This window comes from Roseobacter sinensis (genome assembly GCF_025755255.1).
GTDB lineage: Bacteria > Pseudomonadota > Alphaproteobacteria > Rhodobacterales > Rhodobacteraceae > Roseobacter > Roseobacter sinensis.
In genome coordinates this window covers 21,363-42,469 of sequence record NZ_JALIEB010000017.1, presented here as the reverse complement: position 1 = coordinate 42,469, position 21,107 = coordinate 21,363, and the positions used below count along the sequence as shown (strand labels likewise).

At 59.2% G+C, this 21,107-nt stretch carries 18 protein-coding genes; 9 read left to right on the top strand and 9 right to left on the bottom strand.

The window, feature by feature from the left end:
* Window positions 1-37 precede the first annotated feature (37 nt).
* The 4 genes from MUB52_RS19475 to MUB52_RS19460 all read right to left on the bottom strand — a co-directional run bounded on the left by MUB52_RS19475 (window position 38) and on the right by MUB52_RS19460 (window position 4,467).
* Window positions 38-1,285, bottom strand: coding sequence for an ABC transporter substrate-binding protein (locus MUB52_RS19475; RefSeq protein WP_263845816.1), 1,248 nt, complete (start codon window positions 1,283-1,285; stop codon window positions 38-40).
* A gap of 101 nt (window positions 1,286-1,386) precedes the next feature.
* Window positions 1,387-2,349 carry a carbohydrate ABC transporter permease gene (locus tag MUB52_RS19470; RefSeq protein ID WP_263845815.1) on the bottom strand — a complete coding sequence of 321 codons (963 nt, stop codon included), beginning with the start codon at window positions 2,347-2,349 and terminating at the stop codon, window positions 1,387-1,389.
* Entirely contained in the window at window positions 2,346-3,311 is a 966-nt protein-coding gene (locus MUB52_RS19465) for a carbohydrate ABC transporter permease (RefSeq protein ID WP_263845814.1), read from the bottom strand. The genes MUB52_RS19470 and MUB52_RS19465 overlap by 4 nt, the downstream gene beginning before the upstream one ends.
* Window position 3,312: 1 nt before the next feature.
* Window positions 3,313-4,467, bottom strand: coding sequence for an ABC transporter ATP-binding protein (locus tag MUB52_RS19460; protein WP_263845813.1), 1,155 nt, complete (start codon window positions 4,465-4,467; stop codon window positions 3,313-3,315).
* A gap of 107 nt (window positions 4,468-4,574) precedes the next feature.
* Between MUB52_RS19460 and MUB52_RS19455 the strand changes: the two genes are divergently transcribed.
* From MUB52_RS19455 to MUB52_RS19425, 7 genes are all read left to right on the top strand, one after another.
* Window positions 4,575-5,438 (top strand): LysR family transcriptional regulator, encoded by an 864-nt coding sequence (locus tag MUB52_RS19455; RefSeq protein WP_263845812.1) that lies wholly within the window; start codon window positions 4,575-4,577, stop codon window positions 5,436-5,438.
* A 398-nt stretch (window positions 5,439-5,836) separates the two neighbouring features.
* The gene (locus tag MUB52_RS19450; protein WP_263845811.1) at window positions 5,837-6,463 is read left to right on the top strand and encodes a LysE family translocator; all 627 of its coding nucleotides are present in this window, start codon (window positions 5,837-5,839) and stop codon (window positions 6,461-6,463) included.
* Between the two features lie 34 nt (window positions 6,464-6,497).
* Complete coding sequence (locus tag MUB52_RS19445; RefSeq protein WP_263845810.1) at window positions 6,498-6,860, top strand: YunG family protein; 363 nt, start codon at window positions 6,498-6,500, stop codon at window positions 6,858-6,860.
* A gap of 334 nt (window positions 6,861-7,194) precedes the next feature.
* Window positions 7,195-7,782 (top strand): SDR family oxidoreductase, encoded by a 588-nt coding sequence (locus MUB52_RS19440; protein ID WP_263845809.1) that lies wholly within the window; start codon window positions 7,195-7,197, stop codon window positions 7,780-7,782.
* A gap of 18 nt (window positions 7,783-7,800) precedes the next feature.
* Window positions 7,801-8,904 (top strand): patatin-like phospholipase family protein, encoded by a 1,104-nt coding sequence (locus MUB52_RS19435; RefSeq protein ID WP_263845808.1) that lies wholly within the window; start codon window positions 7,801-7,803, stop codon window positions 8,902-8,904.
* A 295-nt stretch (window positions 8,905-9,199) separates the two neighbouring features.
* Window positions 9,200-10,423: an MFS transporter gene (locus tag MUB52_RS19430; protein ID WP_263845807.1), complete on the top strand. Its 1,224-nt coding sequence runs from the start codon at window positions 9,200-9,202 to the stop codon at window positions 10,421-10,423.
* 338 nt (window positions 10,424-10,761) lie between these two features.
* Window positions 10,762-11,064, top strand: a complete 303-nt coding sequence (locus MUB52_RS19425; protein ID WP_263845849.1) for a transposase — start codon at window positions 10,762-10,764, stop codon at window positions 11,062-11,064.
* A gap of 448 nt (window positions 11,065-11,512) precedes the next feature.
* On the opposite strand, the gene MUB52_RS19420 is transcribed toward MUB52_RS19425, so the two are convergent.
* The 3 genes from MUB52_RS19420 to MUB52_RS19410 all read right to left on the bottom strand — a co-directional run bounded on the left by MUB52_RS19420 (window position 11,513) and on the right by MUB52_RS19410 (window position 14,453).
* Window positions 11,513-12,280, bottom strand: coding sequence for a class I SAM-dependent methyltransferase (locus MUB52_RS19420; RefSeq protein ID WP_263845806.1), 768 nt, complete (start codon window positions 12,278-12,280; stop codon window positions 11,513-11,515).
* Window positions 12,281-12,384: 104 nt separating this feature from the next.
* Window positions 12,385-13,029 (bottom strand): hypothetical protein, encoded by a 645-nt coding sequence (locus tag MUB52_RS19415; RefSeq protein ID WP_263845805.1) that lies wholly within the window; start codon window positions 13,027-13,029, stop codon window positions 12,385-12,387.
* Window positions 13,030-13,055: 26 nt separating this feature from the next.
* Window positions 13,056-14,453, bottom strand: coding sequence for an FAD-binding oxidoreductase (locus MUB52_RS19410; protein ID WP_263845804.1), 1,398 nt, complete (start codon window positions 14,451-14,453; stop codon window positions 13,056-13,058).
* A 143-nt stretch (window positions 14,454-14,596) separates the two neighbouring features.
* Between MUB52_RS19410 and MUB52_RS19405 the strand changes: the two genes are divergently transcribed.
* Window positions 14,597-15,343 (top strand): winged helix-turn-helix transcriptional regulator, encoded by a 747-nt coding sequence (locus MUB52_RS19405; protein WP_263845803.1) that lies wholly within the window; start codon window positions 14,597-14,599, stop codon window positions 15,341-15,343.
* An 805-nt stretch (window positions 15,344-16,148) separates the two neighbouring features.
* Here the strand turns inward: MUB52_RS19405 and MUB52_RS19400 are convergent.
* Both MUB52_RS19400 and MUB52_RS19395 read right to left on the bottom strand, forming a co-directional pair.
* A complete protein-coding gene (locus tag MUB52_RS19400) occupies window positions 16,149-16,652 on the bottom strand; it encodes a hypothetical protein (protein WP_263845802.1) in 504 nt (167 codons plus the stop codon).
* A 7-nt stretch (window positions 16,653-16,659) separates the two neighbouring features.
* On the bottom strand, window positions 16,660-17,400 hold the full coding sequence (locus MUB52_RS19395) for a helix-turn-helix transcriptional regulator (protein ID WP_263845801.1): 741 nt from the start codon (window positions 17,398-17,400) through the stop codon (window positions 16,660-16,662).
* Between the two features lie 707 nt (window positions 17,401-18,107).
* Between MUB52_RS19395 and MUB52_RS19390 the strand changes: the two genes are divergently transcribed.
* Window positions 18,108-21,104, top strand: a complete 2,997-nt coding sequence (locus MUB52_RS19390; protein ID WP_263845800.1) for a beta strand repeat-containing protein — start codon at window positions 18,108-18,110, stop codon at window positions 21,102-21,104.
* Window positions 21,105-21,107 lie beyond the last annotated feature (3 nt).

The following is a 21,107-nucleotide window of genomic DNA, read 5'->3' as shown; positions in this document are numbered from 1 at the left end:
AGCCGGTCACTCCACTCGGGAGTGACCGATAAAAGTGTCAGCCATTGGGGAGAAGGTCCGCGACTTCTTCGACCATTTCCTGCTGAAGCTCTTTCATGTCAGTGGCATCGCCGGTGACGACCCGCTCGATCGAATCGTAGATCACCTGCGTGATGGCCAGACCGTTGTCACCGGGATAGGCCAGCCAGTCACGCAGCAGTGGCAACTGGTCCACGGCAGTCTGCTTGTTCGGGTTCTGCTCGTAGAAATCCGCAAGGATGATCTCGTTGGCGGCCTTGTTCGGTGGCATGTACCCAGTGGTCTTGGCCACTTCGGCGGCACCTTCACCCGAAGTGATGTATTTCAGCCAAGTCCAAGCCGCTTCGCGCACTTTCGGGTCGTCGGAGGTCGATGTCAGCATCGCGGCGTTGCCGCCTGCAGGCAGACCCATCGGCTTGCCGTCAAACCCTGGGAATGGCCCGGTGACCAGTTCGAAGTCGCCTTGGCTCCGTTCGACCGCGCCAAGCGCCGAGGTGGACCAGAACATCATGCCGATGTCCCCCGCAGAAAAGGACGCAAGCGCGGCTTTCCACTCAAGGTTCTGCATCTCGCATTCGGTGAAGATCTCTTGCATCTGTTCGAGCGCGACCAGCGTCTCGGGGCTGTCTAGGGTGACGTTGCCGTTCTCGACGATGGCTTTGTCCTGGCTCCACAGCAGCGCCTGCATGAACCAGTTGCCGGTGATGTTCCAACCCCAGAAGATCGGGTTGTCGATCCCGTTGGCCCTCATGGTCTTGCAAGCGGCAATGACGTCGTCCCACGTCCGGGGGAGTTCTTCGATGCCACCTTCACGCAGGATATCCATGTTGTAGTAGCCCACCGGAAGAGAAACCGAGAAGGGTAAGCCGTAGACCTCGCCGTCAAAGGTCGACAAAGACAGCATTGCCTCGTGATAGCCGTCCTTCTCGAAATCAGCCTCAGCCGCGATGAAAGGCTCCAGCGACTGCGCAATGCCCTTTTCGACAAGCGGCTGCTGACGGTTCAGACCCTGCATGGTCACATCCGGCAGGTTGCCAGCCACGGCTTCACGAAGAACGGTGTTGGTGCCGTCCTCGTATGACTCGTAGGTGGCGCGGAACTTCACTTCGATGTTCGGGTGCGCCTCTTTGAAAGCCGGCATCATCGCCTCATAGGTGACATCAAAGAGGTGGCTGTAGGGATAGGCAAACTCGATTGTCACCTTGTCCTCGGCAATTGCGGCGCTGGCAGCCAGCACCAGAACCATTGCAGTTGTCGTGTGTTTCATTACATCTACTCCAGTTGTCGGGGCTGACGGTTTGGCGATTGGCAGACCCCGGTGATGATCCCCGTTCGGGGTGCTATGGGTAAGGCGGGAACGATCCCGCCTTACTTCATTCCAGACAGTGTGATCCCCTCGACAAAGCGCCGCTGCGCGATCAGGAACACGACGATCAGCGGCGTCACGATAACGGTGGCAGTGGCCATCATCGGACCGAAGAAAGATCCGTCGCCATCGCCCTTGAACTCGCGCAGCCCAAGCGGGGGCGTGAAGAGGTCCCGGTTGCCGGTGACAACGATGCGCGGCCAGAAATAGTCGTTCCAATGGGCGACGATGCTGAAGATGGCAAAGGCGAGCAGCGCGGGGATCGCCGTCGGCAACATGACGCGCCAGACGATGGCGAACTCGCTCATCCCGTCCATGCGCGCCGCGTCGATCAGATCATCGGGCACAGTCATGAAAAACTGGCGCATCAGAAAGATACCGAACACCGAGATGGTCCACGGTACGATCAGGGCGGCGTAGGTATTGGTCAGCCCCAGTTTGGCGAGCATGATGTAGAGCGGCAACGCGATGGCGTGCACCGGGATAAGCAAACAGAACAGAACCAGCCCGAAGACGGTCTCGCGGCCCCAGAACCGCAACTTTGCCAGCGCATAGGCGGCTGGTAGCGCGACGACGACCTGTATCAGGAAGATCGAAACGGTGACGATCACGCCATTGAGCAGATACCGCAGCAGCGGCGCCTCGGTGAACGCTTTGGTGTAGTTGAACACAACAGGCCGCATGGAACAGTCGTTTTCGGTTTCGGCAAGCAGAGCTGCCTGAACATCCGCATCATCCTGTCCAGGAAACCGTGAACTTGCGTCTTCGATCTCTGCGCGGCCCGGTTGGCGCAGGGCGACGCAGCGCGGGTCGATCATCGTCTCCTGGCGACCGAAGAAGCCGCCCTCGCCCCGGTCGATCTCGCCCGGGCTTTTGAAGGAGTAGCTGACCATCATGTAAAACGGTGCCAGGACGACAATGGCGCCGAGGACCAGAACCAGATGCTTCCACCACTCTCGCGTCATCCGTAATGCACCTTGCGTTCAACCAGCCAGCGCTGGATCAGCGTCAGAGACATGACGAAGGCCAGAAACAGCATGGTAATGGCCGATCCCATACCGATCAGGTTCTGCTGCACGCCCTTTTCGAAGATCGCAAACATCATCACGTAGGCAGACTTGTTCGGGCCGCCGCCCTGCGGCCAAAACGCCTCGACCGTGTCGAAGACCTGAAAGGCGCGTATGCAGGAGATGGTGACGACGAACACCGTTGTTGGCCCGAGCGCGGGCCAGGTGACGAGACGGAACCGCTCCCAAGCCGACTTTGCCCCGTCCATTTCGGCGGCGTGATAAAGCTCGCGATGCACGGCTGTCAGTCCGGCCAGATAGAGCACCATGTTGAAACCAAAGCCTTGCCAGATGCCGATGAAACAGACGACCCAGATGGCATAGTCGCGATCGCCGAGCCAAAGCGGAAACCCCCCGGCGCAGCCATTTGCAACGAACGGAACGACTTCGAGCCACGTTCCGCAGGCCATCGCCAGCGTCCTGTTCACCATGCCAATCGTGGGATGCAGCATGAACTCCCACGCAATCGCCATGGCCAGCAGCGTTGCCATCACCGGCAGGAAGTAGATCGTCTTGTAGATGTCACCAATCCGGCCCAGCGAATGCAAAAGCAACGCGGCGCCCAAGCCCAAACCGACAGAGATAGGTACGACAGTCACCACGTAGGTGAACGTCGCGATGAACATCTTTTCGTAGGTCGAACGGGTGAAAAGCCGTTCATAGTTCTCGGCGCCGACCCAATCAAAGCTCGCGTTGCCCAGCGAATAGTTGGTGAAAGAGAGTACCCCGGCCACGACCACGGGAACCAGCAGGATCAGAACCATGAGCAGCAGCGCCGGTGCCGTCAGTCCCCAAGCCGTTCGCGCTTCGCGGTTCCCGGCTGTGGCTTGTGTGATTGCGCCGGCGTCAAGCACTGCCATCTCAAGCGACCTCGACGGCGGTACCGACCATGGTTTCGATCTTGCGAAGACGCTTGCCATCAGCGTCGAAGATCATTGCGGCACGGGTGTTAAAGCCCAGTCCAACTTCCGCGCCAAGCACCAACATCGACTGCTCGGCGGGTGAGGCGCGCAGCGTCACGCGCATGGCTCCGTCATCCACCATCACGTGCGCAAACACTTCGGCGCCAAGATTCTCGACATGTGCAACCCGGCCCCTGAGCCGAGGTGTCCTCTTGGTCAGGTGCACCATCTCGGGGCGCAGGCCAAGCTGCATGATCTGTGGACTGCCAGGGGGCAGACGCCACTCCAGCGGCCTGCCGAAGATCTGAAGCTGGTGCCCGACCCGCTCTATCGGCAGGATGTTTATCTTGGGCGAGCCAATGAACTCGGCCACGCGTATGTCATCAGGATCTTCGTAGATGACCTCGGGCGTCGCGCATTGCAGGATTTCCCCGCCCATCATCACGGCGATCCGGTCAGACATGGTCATCGCTTCGACCTGATCGTGGGTCACATAGATGAATGTTGCGTTCAGGCGGCGGTGCAGTTCTGCAATTTCTGCGCGGGTCTGAACACGCAGTTTGGCATCGAGATTTGACAGCGGCTCGTCCAAGAGAAAGGCGGCAGGATCGCGCACAAGCGCGCGGGCCAGAGCCACGCGCTGTCGTTGCCCTCCCGAAAGCTGTCCTGGCTTGCGGTCAAGGAGCGATTTGATCTCGAGCATTTCGGTGGCGGCGTTTACCGCAGCCGCGATGCTTTGCCTGTGACCCCGCGCTCCCGGCAGAAGCCCTCCAATCAGAGGCATGCGCTGCAGGTGCGTCAACTGACGCATACGCAAGGGCACCGCGATATTCTCTGCCACCGTCAGATGCGGATAGAGCGCATAGGACTGGAACACCATGGACAGATTGCGGTCCGCCGCGCGTGTGGTCGTGACATTCGCACCACCAATCGAGACAGCCCCGCTGTCTGGCGTTTCCAGGCCGGCAATGACCCGAAGCAGGGTAGATTTGCCGCACCCGGACGGGCCCACCAATGAGACGAACTCACTATCTGCGATATCCAACGTCACACCGTTGAGAACCGGTGTCTCGCCAAAGCGCTTGGTGACTGACGTGATCTGAAGGTCTGCCATATGATTCCTCCGGTATCGGGTGAAACGCTAAGCTGACCTCGCTTAAGTTTTGTGACGTCATATTGGTGAAACCGATAGGTCCTATGGGTGTCGCGAAAGGAGCGACGATGCGCCCAAACCATCATCAGTTCGAAGCCTTCGCCTATGTCGTTCGAGAAGGTAGTTTTTCCGCCGCCGCGGCCCGGCTCGGTGTCACGCAATCCACAATCACGCAGCATGTGGCCAACCTTGAAAGAATTGTCGGTGCCGTCTTGCTGCTGCGGGGGCGGGACGGTGTAGAACTCACCGCTACAGGGCAGGAGTTCTACGATCTTGCCGATCGCATGGTTGCATTGGACGCCGAGGTCTCGGAGCGCCTGGATGGATTCAATGCGATGCAGGACGGCAGGCTGAAAATCATCGGCAATGCCCCCCAACCCGCGCTGAAGATCATTGCCCGCTTTCGGCAGCGATTCCCGCATATTCATATCGATTTCGGCTTGCATGACTGGACAACCGCCACATCCATGATGCGCGGCCGATTGGCTGACGTCGGCCTGATCACGGATGCCCCGCAACATGAGGCTTGGGAGCGCATCGCAATTGAGCAATCGGCATATGTTCTGTATTGCCCCGACACCCACCGGTTTGCCGGGCAGGACGCGGTGTCACTGTCAGATCTACGCGAGGAAACGCTGATCGTGCCGGAAAAAGGCTCGCTCACACAGCGTTTGCTGGCACAGGTCTGTCGAGAGCGCGGGATCACGGTGTCCCGCACCGTGACCATGACCACGTTTCCGCTGATGTGCGAAGCGGTGCTGCAGGGCATTGGCGTGGCATTGTTTTTGCGCGACAGCAGCCTGATCCGGGACAACTTGGCACAAGTCTCCGTTCATGAAATGCCGGAAACTCAGGCTACATATCTGATCGCGACCAAGGACCGGATCCGTTTGAGACTCGTCGCAGAATTCATCAACACAGCTGTTGTTTGATCGGTGTATGTTTTGGCGTGCTTTCCCAGTTGTGCTCGCGCGGGGATGTCTGCATCCCCACGACTGCAGCGACAGCCGAAGCACGGTGCTTTTTGCAGTTGCAAGGGAGGATCGGCTCCACGGATGAATTTGATCAACGCGTTACACAAAGCGGACATGTAATCTCCGAGCCGGCAATTTCGGATGTCCGAAGCTGCTATCAAGCCGATTTTCAAATCCGCGAGGCAGATGGCAGCTGCGCCCGGCACGCCGAGTCTCGCTTCGTGAGGTGGGAAAGGTCTTAGGTTTGCCCCGACCTCCTCATGCGTGTCGGCGCCGTGGGCGTCTGGCGCCCCGGGCTTGTCATTCGTCACTTCTTGTGGGTTTCTGTAAGCCCGAGAATTTGTGGAGACCGCAGAATGATCGACCCTACCGTATTGCAGACCTACGCGTTGATCGTTCTTGGCTTCGTATTCATTCCCGGCCCGGCAACGTTGTTGACGGTTGCACGCGCCACCACCTCTGGAACGAAGGTCGGCATCGCCACAGGCGCAGGCATCACCGCGGGCGATTTCATCCACACGATCATGGCTGTAATCGGCATCTCCGCAATCATCGCAGCGTCGGCCACACTCTTCACAATCGTGAAGTATCTCGGCGCCGGCTATCTGGTTTACCTCGGCTTGAAGGCGATCTTCGAGAAGACCTCGGTTGATCTGGGCCAGGGTCGCGTTCCCATCACAGCACCTCAAGCGTTTCGGCAGGCGATCTTGGCAGAAGTGCTGAACCCCAAAACCGCGCTGTTCTTCCTTGCGTTCCTGCCTCAGTTTGTTGCTCCAGAGAGGGGTTTTGTTGTTCTGCAGCTTACCATTCTGGGTATTGTCTTCGCATTGATCGGCTTCTTCGGCACAATCGTCTACTCCGTCGCCGCGGGTCGCCTCGGTCACGTCCTCCGTCGCAATCCAACTGTCCTCAAGTGGCAAGGCAAAGTGGTTGGCAGCATCTACTGTGCTTTGGGCCTTCGGCTCGCTTTGCAGGAGAGGTAGCTGGCGTGACGAACCGGACTGGAGCCAAAACCGAGTGATATTCAACGAAGATCAAGTCAGGGCAGCCCTGGAAAAAGCGTGGTCACTGGAAACCGCGAAACAGTGGTCAAGGGAGAACCCCGCAAATGGTCAATGCAATGTCACAAGCGCGGTCATCCATGACCTGTTTGGTGGAGAGGTTCTGCGAACGCGCTATCCCACGGTTTGGCACTACTACAACCGCATAGACGGGAGACGATGTGACCTGACCGACAGCCAATTCGTCAGGCCGGGTGCTCGCTTTCCTGCACCGGATAGCTATGACGATGAGGTGACTGACCGCGATACGGCAATGCGGGGCATCCCTCAAAGCGAATACGATGCGTTGAAGAGTGCACTTTTGGACGAGTTGTCGTGATCAAGGCAGTCATTGGTATGGCAGCAGCAAAAATCCCGCTTGTCTGCATTTTGAAGGACCGGCCCACACGAAATTTTGCGCTCGCAGCGACCGGCGGCAATGAGAGGCCGCCTCCCGAAACAGCACGGTAAGCAGGAAAGTCCGCGCTATAGGCCATCCCCACCTGCTATCAGGACCCGCTTGCGATCGGTGTTGCGCGACTGATGACTTTTTGACGTTGGCATGTATCGTTGCTCACATTTTGCCCATCGGGCATTCAACAGTCCGTGAGAGGTATTCTTTGTCGAAAGAGGTTCCTCATGTGGATGCTAAGGGCTGCATCGGGCGCCGGTAGATGAAAGACGCTGCTATGGCATGCGCAACAATAACAGGATGTACCAACGGCACCGATGGTGGCCCCGTGCACGCATCGGCCAAGACTGCTTTTATGCAGCACATAGAGCAGATTGAGGGTTTTTTGGCGGAACGATGGCCCGGCATCATTGCGACAAACGTGCAAAACTCCTCTCGTACGATCCGACATGCGCTGCACGCGATGAAAGCGCGAAAATGGGGACGGACCAAAAGAGCAGCTTCGGCGCATGGCCTTATCACATCACCCAATAATGCGGCTCATGTGACTACCAAACGGGGGCGTGTCGGGCTGGGGAAGACCGTCCCTGACCAAGCCGGGAACGTCGGCGCGACATCTTCAGGACACGTCCTGGCACCGATGTCGAAACAACAAATCCCGGACACGGTCAAAGCCTTCGATATCGGAAAAGAAGGCGTCAAGCGAGGTGCTTTGCCCGACGCGCAAGTGACCAAGGAGTTGGTCACGGTCAAACAACGCCGCGCGCTGTGCGCAGCTTTTGTGTTTGACGAAGCCGCGCATCTGACAGGAACGGCGTTGCCCGTTGACGGTGGTTGGACTGCGCATTGATCCGAGAGAGGATATGGTATGAAAGGCAGAGGTCGCCAGAAACGGCATGAGAAGTCGATCAATCTGGCTCTTCAGGGGGGCGGATCACATGGCGCCTTCACCTGGGGCGTGCTGGATCGCATGTTTGAAGAAGACAGACTGTGGATCGAAGCCATCTCCGGCACCAGTGCCGGTGCGATGAACGCCGTGGTCGCCGCGCAGGGCATGTATGACAACGGCGCGGATGGTGCGCGTGACGCCCTCGAAGCCTTTTGGCGCACGGTGTCTCGCGCCGGGCAAACCAGTCCGCTGAAACGCACGCCCTTCGACATGATGACCGGCAATTGGTCCTTGGATGCCAACCCCGGCTATTTCTGGATGGATCTCCTGAGCCGCATGGCGTCACCCTACGATCTCAACCCGTTTGACATGAATCCGCTGCGTGATGTCGTTGAGGATTTCATCGATTTCGGAAAAGTTTCCGGCGAAAAGGACATGGGCGTCTTCATCTCGGCCACAAATGTGGAAACCGGACGCTCGAGAGTGTTCCATCGGCATGAGATCACGCTCGATGTGGTGATGGCCTCGGCCTGTCTGCCCTTCATGTTCAAGGCCGTTGAGATTGATGGCGTTCCATACTGGGACGGCGGATACATGGGCAATCCGGTCCTTTTTCCCTTCATCGATCACTCGCCCGCTTCGGACATCCTGATCATACAGATCAATCCGCTGAAACGTCCGGGTACGCCAACGCGCGCGCGCGACATCCAGAATCGGGTCAATGAGATCACGTTCAACGCGTCGCTTTTGCGCGACTTGAGGGCCATCCATCTGATTGACCAGTTGATTGACCAAGGCGCTCTGTCAGAGCGGGATTACCGCCGGATGAACATGCACATGATCGACGACGGATGCCGCGAGATGCTTTCGATGGGGGCCTCCTCCAAGCTGAATTCCGAGTGGGCTTTTCTTGTGCATCTGCGTGATATTGGACGCGCCGCGGCAGACCGTTGGCTAAAGGTGCATTTTGATGACATCGAGACGCGTTCGACCTTCGATCTCTCGGCGATGTTCGACGATTTTGGGGCGCCTTCTGGCGACAACATTCTGGATCTCAAAGCCAAGATTGGAAATGTGCTGTGAATCCGGTGCTGACCTTCTCTGGCAAGCCCCGTGTCAGGGTGCCCTGCCCTGCCCCTCTGGCCTCTGACCCAGGCAATCTGTCCCCTTTCGGTGTCCACCAGCCCGACGGCCCGTTGAGCGCACGGACTGTATCACATTTGCTGATGGCGGATATGGTTCTGGCGCATGAGCATAGCGCAAAGCTTGCGAGCGGCTTGCTGGCAAAGCGGTTTTGCGGCGCTGTCCACTCTCTGCGCATCGCCGCAAAAGTATCGCCCCTCGGGCGTCCCACGCACGCCACCACGGAATAACCGCCATGAGCCTGGCGTCACAGATGACAGGCGTGGCAGACGCCATTGCCGATAAGCCGCCCGAGGATCGGCGGGCCGTCATCACACGATCGAGCATGATTGCCTTGATTGCGTTCCTCACTCTGATCGATTTGTTCGGATCTCAGGCGCTTTTGCCTACCCTGGTGGAAACCTATGGGGTCAGCCCGGCTACCATGGGCTTTGCCGTGAATGCCTCTACCATTGGGATGGCTGCGTCGAGCCTCATCGTGGCAATCTTCGCGCGCCATATCGACCGCAGACGTGGGATCTGGGTCTGCCTTGCCCTACTGTCGCTGCCAACGATGGCGCTTGCATTCACCAATGATCTGACGACGTTCACGCTTCTGCGCGTGGCGCAAGGCGTGTTCATGGCAGCGGCCTTCACGCTGACCCTGACCTATTTGTCTGAGATATGCTCGGTGACAGCCCTGGGCGGTGCGATGGCCGCCTACATCACCGGCAACGTGGCGTCGAACCTTCTGGGCCGGTTGATGGCGGCCGGGCTTACAGACAACCTCGGCCTTGCTGAAAGCTTTCTCGGGTTCGCCGTGCTCAATCTTCTCGGAGCGATCGCCGCCTATCTGTACTTCGGGGGACGCTCTGAACCAATCACGCGCGAAGACAGTAACTCTGTTCTCGCGGCCTGGGCGGATCACGCCAAGAACCTGCGTCTTTTGGCGATGATCGCCATCGGGTTCATCTTGTTGTTTGTCTTCGTGGCCACCTTCACCTATGCGAATTTCATATTGGCCTCCGAGGTGTTTGCATTGTCTCAAGCTGCAATTGGCTTGACATATTTCGTGTTTCTGCCCGCGATCTTTACGACCCCAATTGCCGCCAAAGCCATTCCAAGCCTTGGTGCTGCCCGCGCTTTTCAACTGGGCATACTCGCATCCCTGATCGGTCTTGGGCTTTTGTTGACATCGTGGTTGCCCGGCTTTCTTCTCGGCTTGGCCCTGGTCGGGGCGGGTCTCTTCTTCGCACAATCCGTGGCGACGGCATCGGTGGCGCGAACCGTGACGCATGATCATGCCGCCGCCAATGGGATTTATCTCTCGAGTTACTATGTCGGCGGCATTGTCGGGGCCTGGCTGATTGGTCAAGTTTTCGAAATGTCCGGCTGGACCAGTGCGATAATACTTCTACTCACGCTGACCACAGTTGCCGGCATCTTGTCGTACGCATCTATGAAAGAGAGCGTTCGATAGGTTTTTGAGCCGTAGTCCGATCTGCCCGCTGTGTTTCGACAAAGGCGGCCAGTCGTTGATGTTCAGCATCGGAAACTTGGGCTCAGTGTCGGCCTCCGAGCACGTGCAGCAGCGTATTGTTCGGTCAGTCAAGCTCAAGCGGGTACGGCCCTGCTGGCTCACAGCACAATGTCGCGATGCTGCGGTCGCGCACCAAAGCTGATGGGGTGGAGGGCTACTGCTTCCACCGGCGTCGCACTGCGCCGTAGTGCAGGTGTCTATATCTGCTTTGGAAAGGAGCCACCCCATGCAATTTAGCGCGATTGGCCTGGATCTGGCCAAGAACGTTTTTCAGGTTCATGGACTTGCACAGGCAGGTTCGCTGGGACGAGGAGCGCCTGAAGCACGTCGCCAAGGAGGATGCGCGCGGTCATCTGCTGCGCACGATACCTGGCATCGGCGCAGTGACGGCGTCCGCCATCATCGCCCGCATCGGAGACGGGCATCCGTTCAGGAATGGCCGGGAGGGCGCTGCCTGCCTCGGCCTGACACCTGCAAGTAAATCCGGCAGAGGCAAGGAGACGCTTGGGCCGATAACAAAAATGGGCGACCAGTATCTCAGGCAATCGTTGGTGGTTGGGATGATATCACTCGTCAGGTAAACTCGGTCACATTCAGAACGCGCCAGCACCTAGCTGACGTCGCTGCTCGAACGCAAACCCGCGCGTGTCGCGACCGTTGCCCCCAGCCAACAAGACCGCCAGAAGCATCTGGGCCGCACTGAGCCGGAACGAACCCTGCAAGCCACGCACAGCCTGAGAGGCACAATCCGTTAGCAAGACCTGCGAGATGATGGTGCACAAGTCAGCCGCCAGAAGCAGAAGACACCGCCGAATGGCCCGGGCAGCATAGCCCGCAAAGCTGTAAGGGACCTGGTTTGCGGACCTCATCAAGGCCAGCGGTCAAGACCGCGCCATCAGGCTCGACACAGGACTGCTTCTGACAAATGCACATATCAGCTCGAAAATGTCGTGCTATGCAGGAGCCATCCAAACAAGACAATCACATTTGGCTTCCGTCTAATTCGCACATTGCGCGAGAAAAAAATCATCACAGCTTGTCGAGGTGCCAGACCTGTTCGACCGGGTAACTCTTCGCCCAATCGGCGGTAATCGCGGCACGGCTGCCTTGAGTATGGTCAGGCGCATAGAGTTCTTGATACCTTGTGACACCAAAGCCGACATCTGCGAACAGGTTCCACCAATCGGCGATTGTAAGGTTGAAACACACGCCCGTGGGCTCGAACTCAACCTTGGTCCAGTCAGCGCCCCACATATCGCGATAGGGTCGGTGCAGCATCCGCTCGGCGGGCGCGCCATCGAGGGGGGAGCAGATCAGTGACAGGGGGTGGTTGCCAAGAAAGACCAAGCGCCCGCCGGGGCGCAGCACCCGCCATGCCTCGGTGAGCCACTTGTCCGGCGGGCACCAAATGGATGCGCCGTATTCGGAGATGGCAAAGTCGAAGCGGTTCTCGGGCAGGCCCGTCGCCTCGGCATTGCCCTCGATGAATGTGATGTCGGCGCGATGGGCGGTGGCGAGGTTGCGGGCGGTGCCAAGCTGTTCCGTCGAGATATCGATCCCGGTCACCCGCGCACCGCGTCGGTGCATCCAGTAGGAGACATATCCCGTTCCGCAGCCGAGTTCGACTGCGTTCATGCCAGCCATATCGGCTGGAAGCAGGTTGAGGTCGGTTTCGGGATTGCCCCAATTGCCCCATTCCGGCGTCTCAAGCGCCCATCGGGCCTGCGCGAAGTCGACCCAATTTGCCGCGTCAGCGTTCCAGATATCGCGATTGATCGACAAGTAGTTGCGTTGCATCGTGCACTCTCCAGCATGTCTGTGCTTTGGGTTTTCTACACGATCCTGCGCGTCGGGCTTTGCAGCATTTTCAAGTGCCTGGGCACAGCCCCCTTCCCCTTTCTCTATTTCTGCGGCACGAAGATCGCATCTTGGATTAGGACGCATGGGTTGCGTCCGGCGATCCCGTCAGCCTTCGCTGCGTCAGGGAACGGGCGCGGGAGGCTCTCGTCCGAGCAGCCCCCGCGATACGAGGTGAGCATGGAGGCGGCGATTTCGGGGGTCAAAGGTCCGTGGTCGTTCAAAACGCGGTGGATTTCGGCCCGTGAGAGGTCGGGGATGTTGCGGTCGTACCACCCACTTGCAACCGTACCTGCAGGAAGGTAGGCGGCGAAACGGGCAGTGCCGTCCGGGGCATTCACCGCACCATCGGCAAAGACGATCTGTGTGCCGACCTCGTCGGCGCGGCCGATCACATCCTCTGCGCGGCACGGCGTCTGACCGCAGTCGGCGGGATTTGTCATGATCACCCACCATGCTGTGGTCACATGGCCCGGTGTCAGTTCCCTCGTCTGAATCGTCATGCGCACGCCCTTGGCGTCGGCGTGGAGTTCGGCGGTGGTGTTAGCGATCGCGCGCGCTGGCGTTGCATCTGTCGCCATGCGCTCCATGGCGTGGGTCATGCCTTCGGCATGAGCGGTACCAAATGCCAAGCAAGCCACGAGGGGTACCGCCAGAGCCCCTCTGATGGCGGATGGGTCACGTGACATGTTTGTCTCCTGTTTTCGTGCAAGTGTCAGTCGGGTGCGCGCGCCCGTGACAGCGGCGCAGGCGTAATGTTCTGGTTCACGCAGAACATGTTGCCAGGGTCGTATTGGTGTTTGATGGCGCTGAGCCGGTCGAGGTGCTGTTGATATGCCGCATCCGCACCGCCCGCCTCGGCAATGAAGTTAACATAGGCGCCGGGCACGGAGTGGGCGGCGATGCGACGCGAGGCGTTTTTGAGCCAGCCAATCATCTCGGCATCGTCCTGAGCCTTGTCCCAGCGTACGCCCGGGGTGGACAGGAAGGGCACGTGCCGGTGCGCAAAGGCGGTGGCATCGGCGTCAACGTCGCCCACCGCGCCACCAAGCTGACAGATGAGCAACTCGGAAGCCGGCGTGGGCAGGTCATATGCCAGATCGACCAGATCTGTGATTAGCGCCTCGCTCAGGGACAGGTGGTTGTGGCTGCGCCAGTAGTTGCGCGCGCCAAAGGCGTAGGCGTCGTCGAGAAAGCGCTGTGCTTCGGTATAGGGGCGTCGCGCGAAGGCGCTGCCCAAGGGCGCGACGCCGCCGAAGAGGGGTGTGAGGTCGTGCTGAGCCTCATCCCATGCCGCGGCGTGGAATTGCATCAGGATCAGCACCTTTTGCCCATGCCATCTCTCGGCGAGCACCGGCACAGCCGGCGCGGTCGTCAGGTTGGCCCAGACGCAGGCGTCTCGAGTCAGGTGTTCAGCGTGCTGCGCGTAAGCGGAGAGGACACTCACGGCATCCTCCAGCGCGAAGAAGGTCGGGCCGAAGGAGACTTGCGGACCCAAAGGGTATGCGCGGAACTCGAATTCGGTCACGACGCCGAAATTGCCGCCCCCGCCGCGCAGAGCCCAGAACAGGTCGGGATGCTGGCTCTCGGAAGCGCGCAGGCAGGTGCCGTCCGCCAGAACGACTTCGGCCGAGATCAGGCTGTCGATGCTCAGACCACGCTGCCGCGCGAGCCAGCCGATGCCACCGCCGAGCGTGAGCCCACCCACGCCGGTGGAGGACACAACCCCGCCGGGCACGACAAGCCCATGCACCTGCGTCGCCGCATCGATCTCGGCAAAGGTGGCGCCGCCGCCGACCCGGACGCGGGCTGCCGCAGGATCGACCTCGACTCGGTTCATCCCGGAGAGGTCCAGCATCACCGCGCCGTCGGCCACGGCGGTGCCCGCGATATTGTGCCCCCCGCCCCGCACACAGACCTTGCGCCCCTGTTGCGCGGCATGGGCGATAGCGCGTTGCACGTCGGTCGGGGTCTTGCACAGACAGATCAGCGCCGGATATCGGTCGATCATGGCGTTCCACACGGTCCGGCGTGCGTCGTATCGGACATCTGCCGGCGGTATCGCGATATCCTCCAACGGGCGGGGCAAGGTCGTGCGGTCGTTCAGTGACATGATGCTGACTGGCTTGTGATACACTCGCCCCCAAGATCGCAAATCGGCAAATGAAAGAAACTAAGGAATCTGAAGCACTACAGATTCTGTAGTTGAACCGGCGCCTGCGCCGTCCGACCATGGCGCCACAACGCAAATAGAGATTGGATGACCCGATGCCTTACAAGGGATACGGACAATACTGCCCCTTTGCGCTTGCCGCCGAGTTGCTTTGTGAGCGCTGGACCCTCTTGGTGATCAGCCGCGTCATCGACGGATGTTCGCGGTTCAACGAGATCCATCGCGGCGTTCCAAAGATTTCCGCCACACTGCTGAGCCAGCGGCTGAAGCAATTGGAACATGCCGGGTTGATCACGCGGCAGAGGCTGGAGAATGAGCGCGGCTATTCCTATCAGTTGACCGATGCGGGGCGCGATCTGGACCCGATCATCATGAGCCTGGCGGTCTGGGGGCAGAAGTGGTCGCGCGACATGGAGCATGAGGATCTCGACCCGGCCTTTCTGGCCTGGAGCATGCATACGAGGTTAAACATCGAAGCCATGCCGGAAGTCCGCACCGTTATGGAGTTTGCCTTCAGCGGCTATGACAAGGGCATCTTCCGCTTCTGGCTTGTGGTGGAGCATGGACAGGCGGACATGTGCCTCAAATATCCGGGATACGAGTCCGACCTGATCGTGCATGCCGATATACGGCGTTTTATCGAAGCGTGGCGCGGGTTTCGCGACTTGAACCAAGAGATGTTATCCGGCCACATTCGCGTCGAAGGACCGCGGGATCTAAAAAGGGTATTCCCGGATTGGCTCCAGCTTAGCGCGCTGTCTCCCTTTGAACGGAAAGTCGGGCGCGAAGCGCTGCTTAGAAAGCGGGAGAACAGTGTTGCCCCTGGTTGAGACTACGTAGGCCAAACCGTGGTCCCAAGAGGTCATTCATATACGGGCCGTGCTGCCGCACGACAGCCCATCCCAACAGACATTCGGCGCGACGGCATGATGACGGTGCAGTGAACTCAAAGCACTAAGGCCAAATCGGCGTCAACGGGCAACTCAGGGCGAGTCAGATCGGGGTTCCTGAAAGATTGACGCGGCGCAGGATGCGGTCGATACCATGCTCGACCTCCATAGTGCTGACACACGGGCCAAGCCGTCCGCGCGCCCAAGGCGAGCCGCGACATCCGCCGAGCAGTGAGCGGTCTAGACAGGAACGTGATGGCTGAAAGTCCAGTCATGGCACAGGCCTGTTGGGGCCCAGGGCGCTGCGCTTCTTCAATAGTCCTGAATCACTTCGGCAAATCGATGGCAGGATCCATCCGTAACCGTTGCGACTTACCTATAAAACAAAGGCGGAAAATCCAAAGCGTGAGCCAAATAGCGATCACCCCGATTGGATTGCGCGCCGGATGGCGACGGATTGTGACGAAACGTCCAGAAAGCATTGTTGAGGTGACAACATGGGGTGTTTTCTCGGGTCAGGATGATCTGACTGCGTCCCCAATTGGTCTTACCCTCGGCGGCCGGTGCCATTCGGTCGTTCGCGGCGGCACTCAGGTCTGCGGTTTCATCTGGCGGGCGCCACAGAGGACATTGATGCACAGAACCGGAGACATGCGCAGGCCCTGGGCGATCAGCGGCCATCACAGATCGAACCGATCCAGAAAATGTGCCCCGCAACGAGATCAGTCGACCGAGATCGACCTCGCTACTTCGGGTATCCAAGCTCTGTTATGATGGCCCAGCACTCCTTGTTGATCCGCGCAACACTGGAAATTGCTGCTTCGACTTCCTCAATCGCATTTTGATCGACCGCACTTGTCCGGCCCAGCTTGATGTCGGTTTTCCGGTCTGCAATGCGCATCAGAATGGTACTGGCATCACCGCTTTTCGGATCAAAGGAGTAAATGCTGTGGCTATATCTGTTCCGAAGGGCAGAGTACTTCATGAACCGCTTCGTCAGATCAAGGATGCGTGCTTTCTCCGCCTCCGGGGTCTTTCCGGCCTTGGCCAAACGCTCTACCAGATCGACCCTGGCACGGGTCGTATTGAGGGTCAAAAATATGATGACGGCTGTGTCTTTGTCGGTGCCTGCCAACCCAGCAATGAGGTGGATCAGCAGGCTTTCCGTGTTGCTCCATGTGTAATTGAGCCGCCCGACCAGCAACAACAACGCATCAAAGTTTTCCGCAGCCGTTGGTAATCTGGTCATGGCCCGTTCAACACCTCGAGACGCTGCGCGAGGTTCGGCCGCCAGGTTTGCCCTGCTTGAAGCTTGTGTACCAAGCCGCCGCAGAGGTCCGGTTGGTCATGCCAAGCTTCTTGAGGATATTGTGGATATGCAGCTTGATCGTGTGTTCCGACAAGCTCAGCGTCGATGCGATGTTCTTGTTCTGCAGTCCTTCGGCCACGAGGCCCAGAACCTGCCACTCCCGAGCCGTCAACTCCGACGGAGACTCCTCAAGAGCCGCATCTTCGGCGTTTTGTGTCGACAGTCCCGCAACAAATTCCTGCGGGAAGTAGAGTTTGCCACGAATCAAGAGATTTAGAACCGAAAGCCAAACATCCATCTGCACATGCAGCGGAAGGAAGCCGACATTTGCAAGATCAGGTTTGGTGACGCTGGCTGCGGCCAGCCTCTCGGCAATCGACTCCTCATAATACGCAAGCGCCAGTTTGGCTGTCTTTGCCGCGTCAAAATAGGCCGATGGAAAATCAATCAGATGGTCGATCTTCGACTCTTCGACCACCACCGCGATGGCGCGCACGCCGCGTGCGGTGACCTCAGCCAGTTCAGTCAGAGATGCCACCCGAATGACAGTGATGCTGGCGAACTCGGCTTTGAAGGTTTCAATTAGTCTGTCAGAGAAGTATTGAAGCGACCCAACCAAGATGAGCGCTTGGGTCTCGGATGTGTTTTCCAGTTTCAAGTCGGAATAGTGCTGCGAAAAACCTTTCACGTCTGTAGCTCCTGACCACGAAAATCATGATTAAAATTGGTATTAGAAAAAATTAATTCTGGCTGTTTTTGAGGCAACAGGCCTCCAAGGTGACTGATCTTTGGGCGTCGGTAAATTAATCGTATGGCTAGGTAGCCTAGTTCTAGCCGAAAGATTAGTTCAAAATACTGATAACTTGAGCAACTAAATTAGCATCCCCGTGATTTAACAAGTGTTAACAATTGGTTCTTGGATTGAGCATTGTTTCGCCGATGGATCAAATTTCTGAGAGGTCTTGAAATCCCTGCACTGGTAAGTTGATGGGCGAGATTTCAACACAACCCCTAATTTAATCCCTGCTGCGACCTGACCAATTTTCCGGGCTGATCGATGACCCGAATCTCAGGCATCGTACTGCCCGAGGGCACAGAATTCTTCCCTCGCAAGGCGGCCTATCCCGCCAATTCTTTGAGACCGCGCCCGGTGATTTTTCGGGCTCTCGGACCGCAGAGGTGCATTTGCAGACGCCCGCGGCAAGTCGTGAGGAGTGCACACGAACCAGACATCGCACAGCAATTCCTGTGGCTGGTTTTGGTCGCGTCCGCGCCAAACAGGCCAGACTTCACACAACTTTAAACGACGCCAAGACGGTGATCGCTTGTCAGATGAGTGGCGGTGCGTGTTGGCCTCCAACAATGTGAGTTTTCAAAATGGCTAAGAGACAGAATATGCTTGGTTTGGGTGACGGTGGAGAAGGCGGTCACTACGATTATGATCACGATCTGAACAAGAATAAGAACCTCAACAAAAACAAAAACGAGACCGACAACGACAATTCCAACGCCAACCAGAATTCCAACGACACGACGTCCGAGACCGAGACGACCAACCTCAACGAAAACACCACGGACAGCACGTCGACCAGTGCCAGCGACGGATCAGGATCCGGCACCGGGAATGGTTCCGGCAATGGCAATGGCAATGGCAACGGAACCGCGTCGAGCGACAGCAACAGCTCCGCTGCCGGCTCGAATACGAACACCAACACAAACGACAGCTCCCAAACATCGGACAACACGGCCTCTGCCGACGCAACGTCCGACAGCGACAGTGATAGTGACAGCAGCAGCGACTCCAACGCAGATGTGGATGTCGATGTTGACGTGAGCATGAACCTCGATGGCTATGAACCAACGGACGATGACTTCGCCGACTTTGATCTGACGGACAGCAGCACAGGTGACATCCTGCTCGCCCAGGGTGATCTGGAATATGATCCAGGTGACGATGTCGATATCAGCGACTTCTTGAACGGCTCGCTCAATGGTGATGGCAACAACGCGGCGGTTGTCACCGGGCAAGGCATCAATCTCGAAGACAATGACGTCCTGGAATCTGCGACGGTCGAAAACACCGGCTCGTTTGTCCAGAACGGCAATGCGTCAGGTGGAACTGCGACCGCCGATGAAGGCATCGAGGTTGAAAGCAACGGGGCCGCAGGCGGTGGCGACGCCTACGCCGATGGCGGCGATGCGCATGGCGGAAACGCACTTGGCGGCCATTCCAAAGCGGACGGCGGTTACAGCGGTGACACAGGCGCGACCGATGCAAACGGCGGTGACGGCGGCGACGCCAGCTCGGCCGATGCGCAAGGCAACTCCGCCAATGGTGGCGACAATTCCGCAACCGCGGATGGTGACGGTGGCGATGGTGGCGACAACGATTCCACCAACGACGGTGACAGCGACGCCAAGGCGAAGACCTACGCTGAAAGCTATGCCGGCGATGGTGGCGACTCGAACTCCTCCAACCATGTTGACGGCACCAACAGCGCCGCCGCGAGCTCCGACGATGATGCCGGAGATGCGGGTGATGCCGACTCCGCGTCCGATCAGGCCTCGGATGGTCGCTCGAACAACGACACCGATTCCTCGGGCGGTCAGGGCGGTGACGCCGGCAGCATCTCATTGGGCCTCGGCCTGGGGTCCACTGACAGCGACAGCTCGGCGGATGCCGGCGACGGTGGTGACATTGACGGCAACGTCGATGCCTACACCAAAGCCAAGACCGATGGTTCGGCGGACGCCTACGGCGGTGATGGCGGCGACAGCACCCAGGACGCGGCCGGTGATGGCGAGGGTGATGCGACATCCGACGCCAATGGCGATGGCGGTGATTCCGGAAACGCCAACGGCACAGTCTCTGGGACTGCCTCCGGGCAGGCAGCTGGCGATGGTGATGGCGGCGACGGCGGTGATATCGAAGGTGATGTAGACAACACCAGCGATGCCAGCACCGGCAGCTATGCTGATGCCGATGGCGGCGACGGCGGTGACAACACGCAGGATGCCGCCAGCAAAGCCAAAGGCGAGGCCGAATCCGAAGCTGAGCCCTATGCCGGAGACGGCGCGAAAGGCAAAGGCTACGGCGACGGCACAACCGATGCGGCTACCGATGCAACTGGCGGCGGCGGTGACGGCGGCAATGGCGTCCCCGTTGGCGGCGACGGTGGCAACGGCGGGGCGGGCAATGCCACCTCCGGCGATGCAACCGGCACCGGAACGGGTACAGGCACCGGAACCGGCGGCGATGGCGGCGACGCCACTGGCACGTCGGGCATGGCCGACAACGACACCACCGGAAGCGCTGCAAACGATGCAACAGCTGGCAGCGGTGCGGCCGGAGATGCTGCAACGGATGACGATGCCGACTCAAGCGCAGCTGGTGGCACGGACTCCGAAAGCGGCGCAGGTGCAGCCGGAACCACCGATAACGACGCAGATGCGCGTGCAAACGGCAATTCGGACAACCAGTCTGGTGCCGGCGGCGGCGGAACCGCAGCAACCGGGATGTTTGAAAACAACGTTTCGGGTGATGCGGCGAACGACGCGGCAACCGGTGCCGGTGCTGCGGCGGATGCGGCGACCGACGACGACGCGGATGCGGCCACAACAGCGGGAACGGACTCGGACTCCGGTGCCGGTGGGATGGCTGATGCCGCCAGCGATGACGACGCATCGGGCGACGGTCAGAGCACGTCGAGCGCCACGGCTGGCGACGGAGATTCCGACGCATCCGTGGATGCCACGGTCTCAGCTGACGGTACGGCCGACTCCGAAGCCAACAGCGGCGACGGCGGATCGACCGGGTCGACGAATGACGCCAATGCCGAAGGTGCAGCCGAAGGCTACGCCGACGGTGACGGTGGCTATGGTGGCCTGTCGGATGTTGCAGCCGAGGCCTTGGCCGAGTCGATGACCGACAACGACACGGACGTCTCGACGGGTGCTGGTGGAGCCGGTGGAAACATGGCTGACGCCGCGAGCGACACGAGTGCGACCGGTGATGCCATGGCCACATCCGGTGACGGTGGCGCAGGTGGCATGGCCACGGCAGCCAGCGGCGCATCCGGTCAGGCCATCGGTGGTGTCTCCACCGGCGGTGCAGCGGACGGTGGCACCAACACGGGTGGCATGGGCGGTACGGCAACCAGCGGCGCCGGCGGTGCCGGCGGTAGCGGCGGCAGCTGGGGATCCGGCAACGGTGACGACGGCTACGTCACCGGCGAATCCTATGCCTCCGCAGCGGCACAAGTCGATGTGGCCGCCTTCAACCAGTCCATCGTCATGGGCGCCAACGTCCTCGGCAATAGCGTCGACATGAACGTTGTGGGCGGGTCGTTCAGCTCCAACTACATCGGCGACGACAGCAACGACGGGTCGTAAACA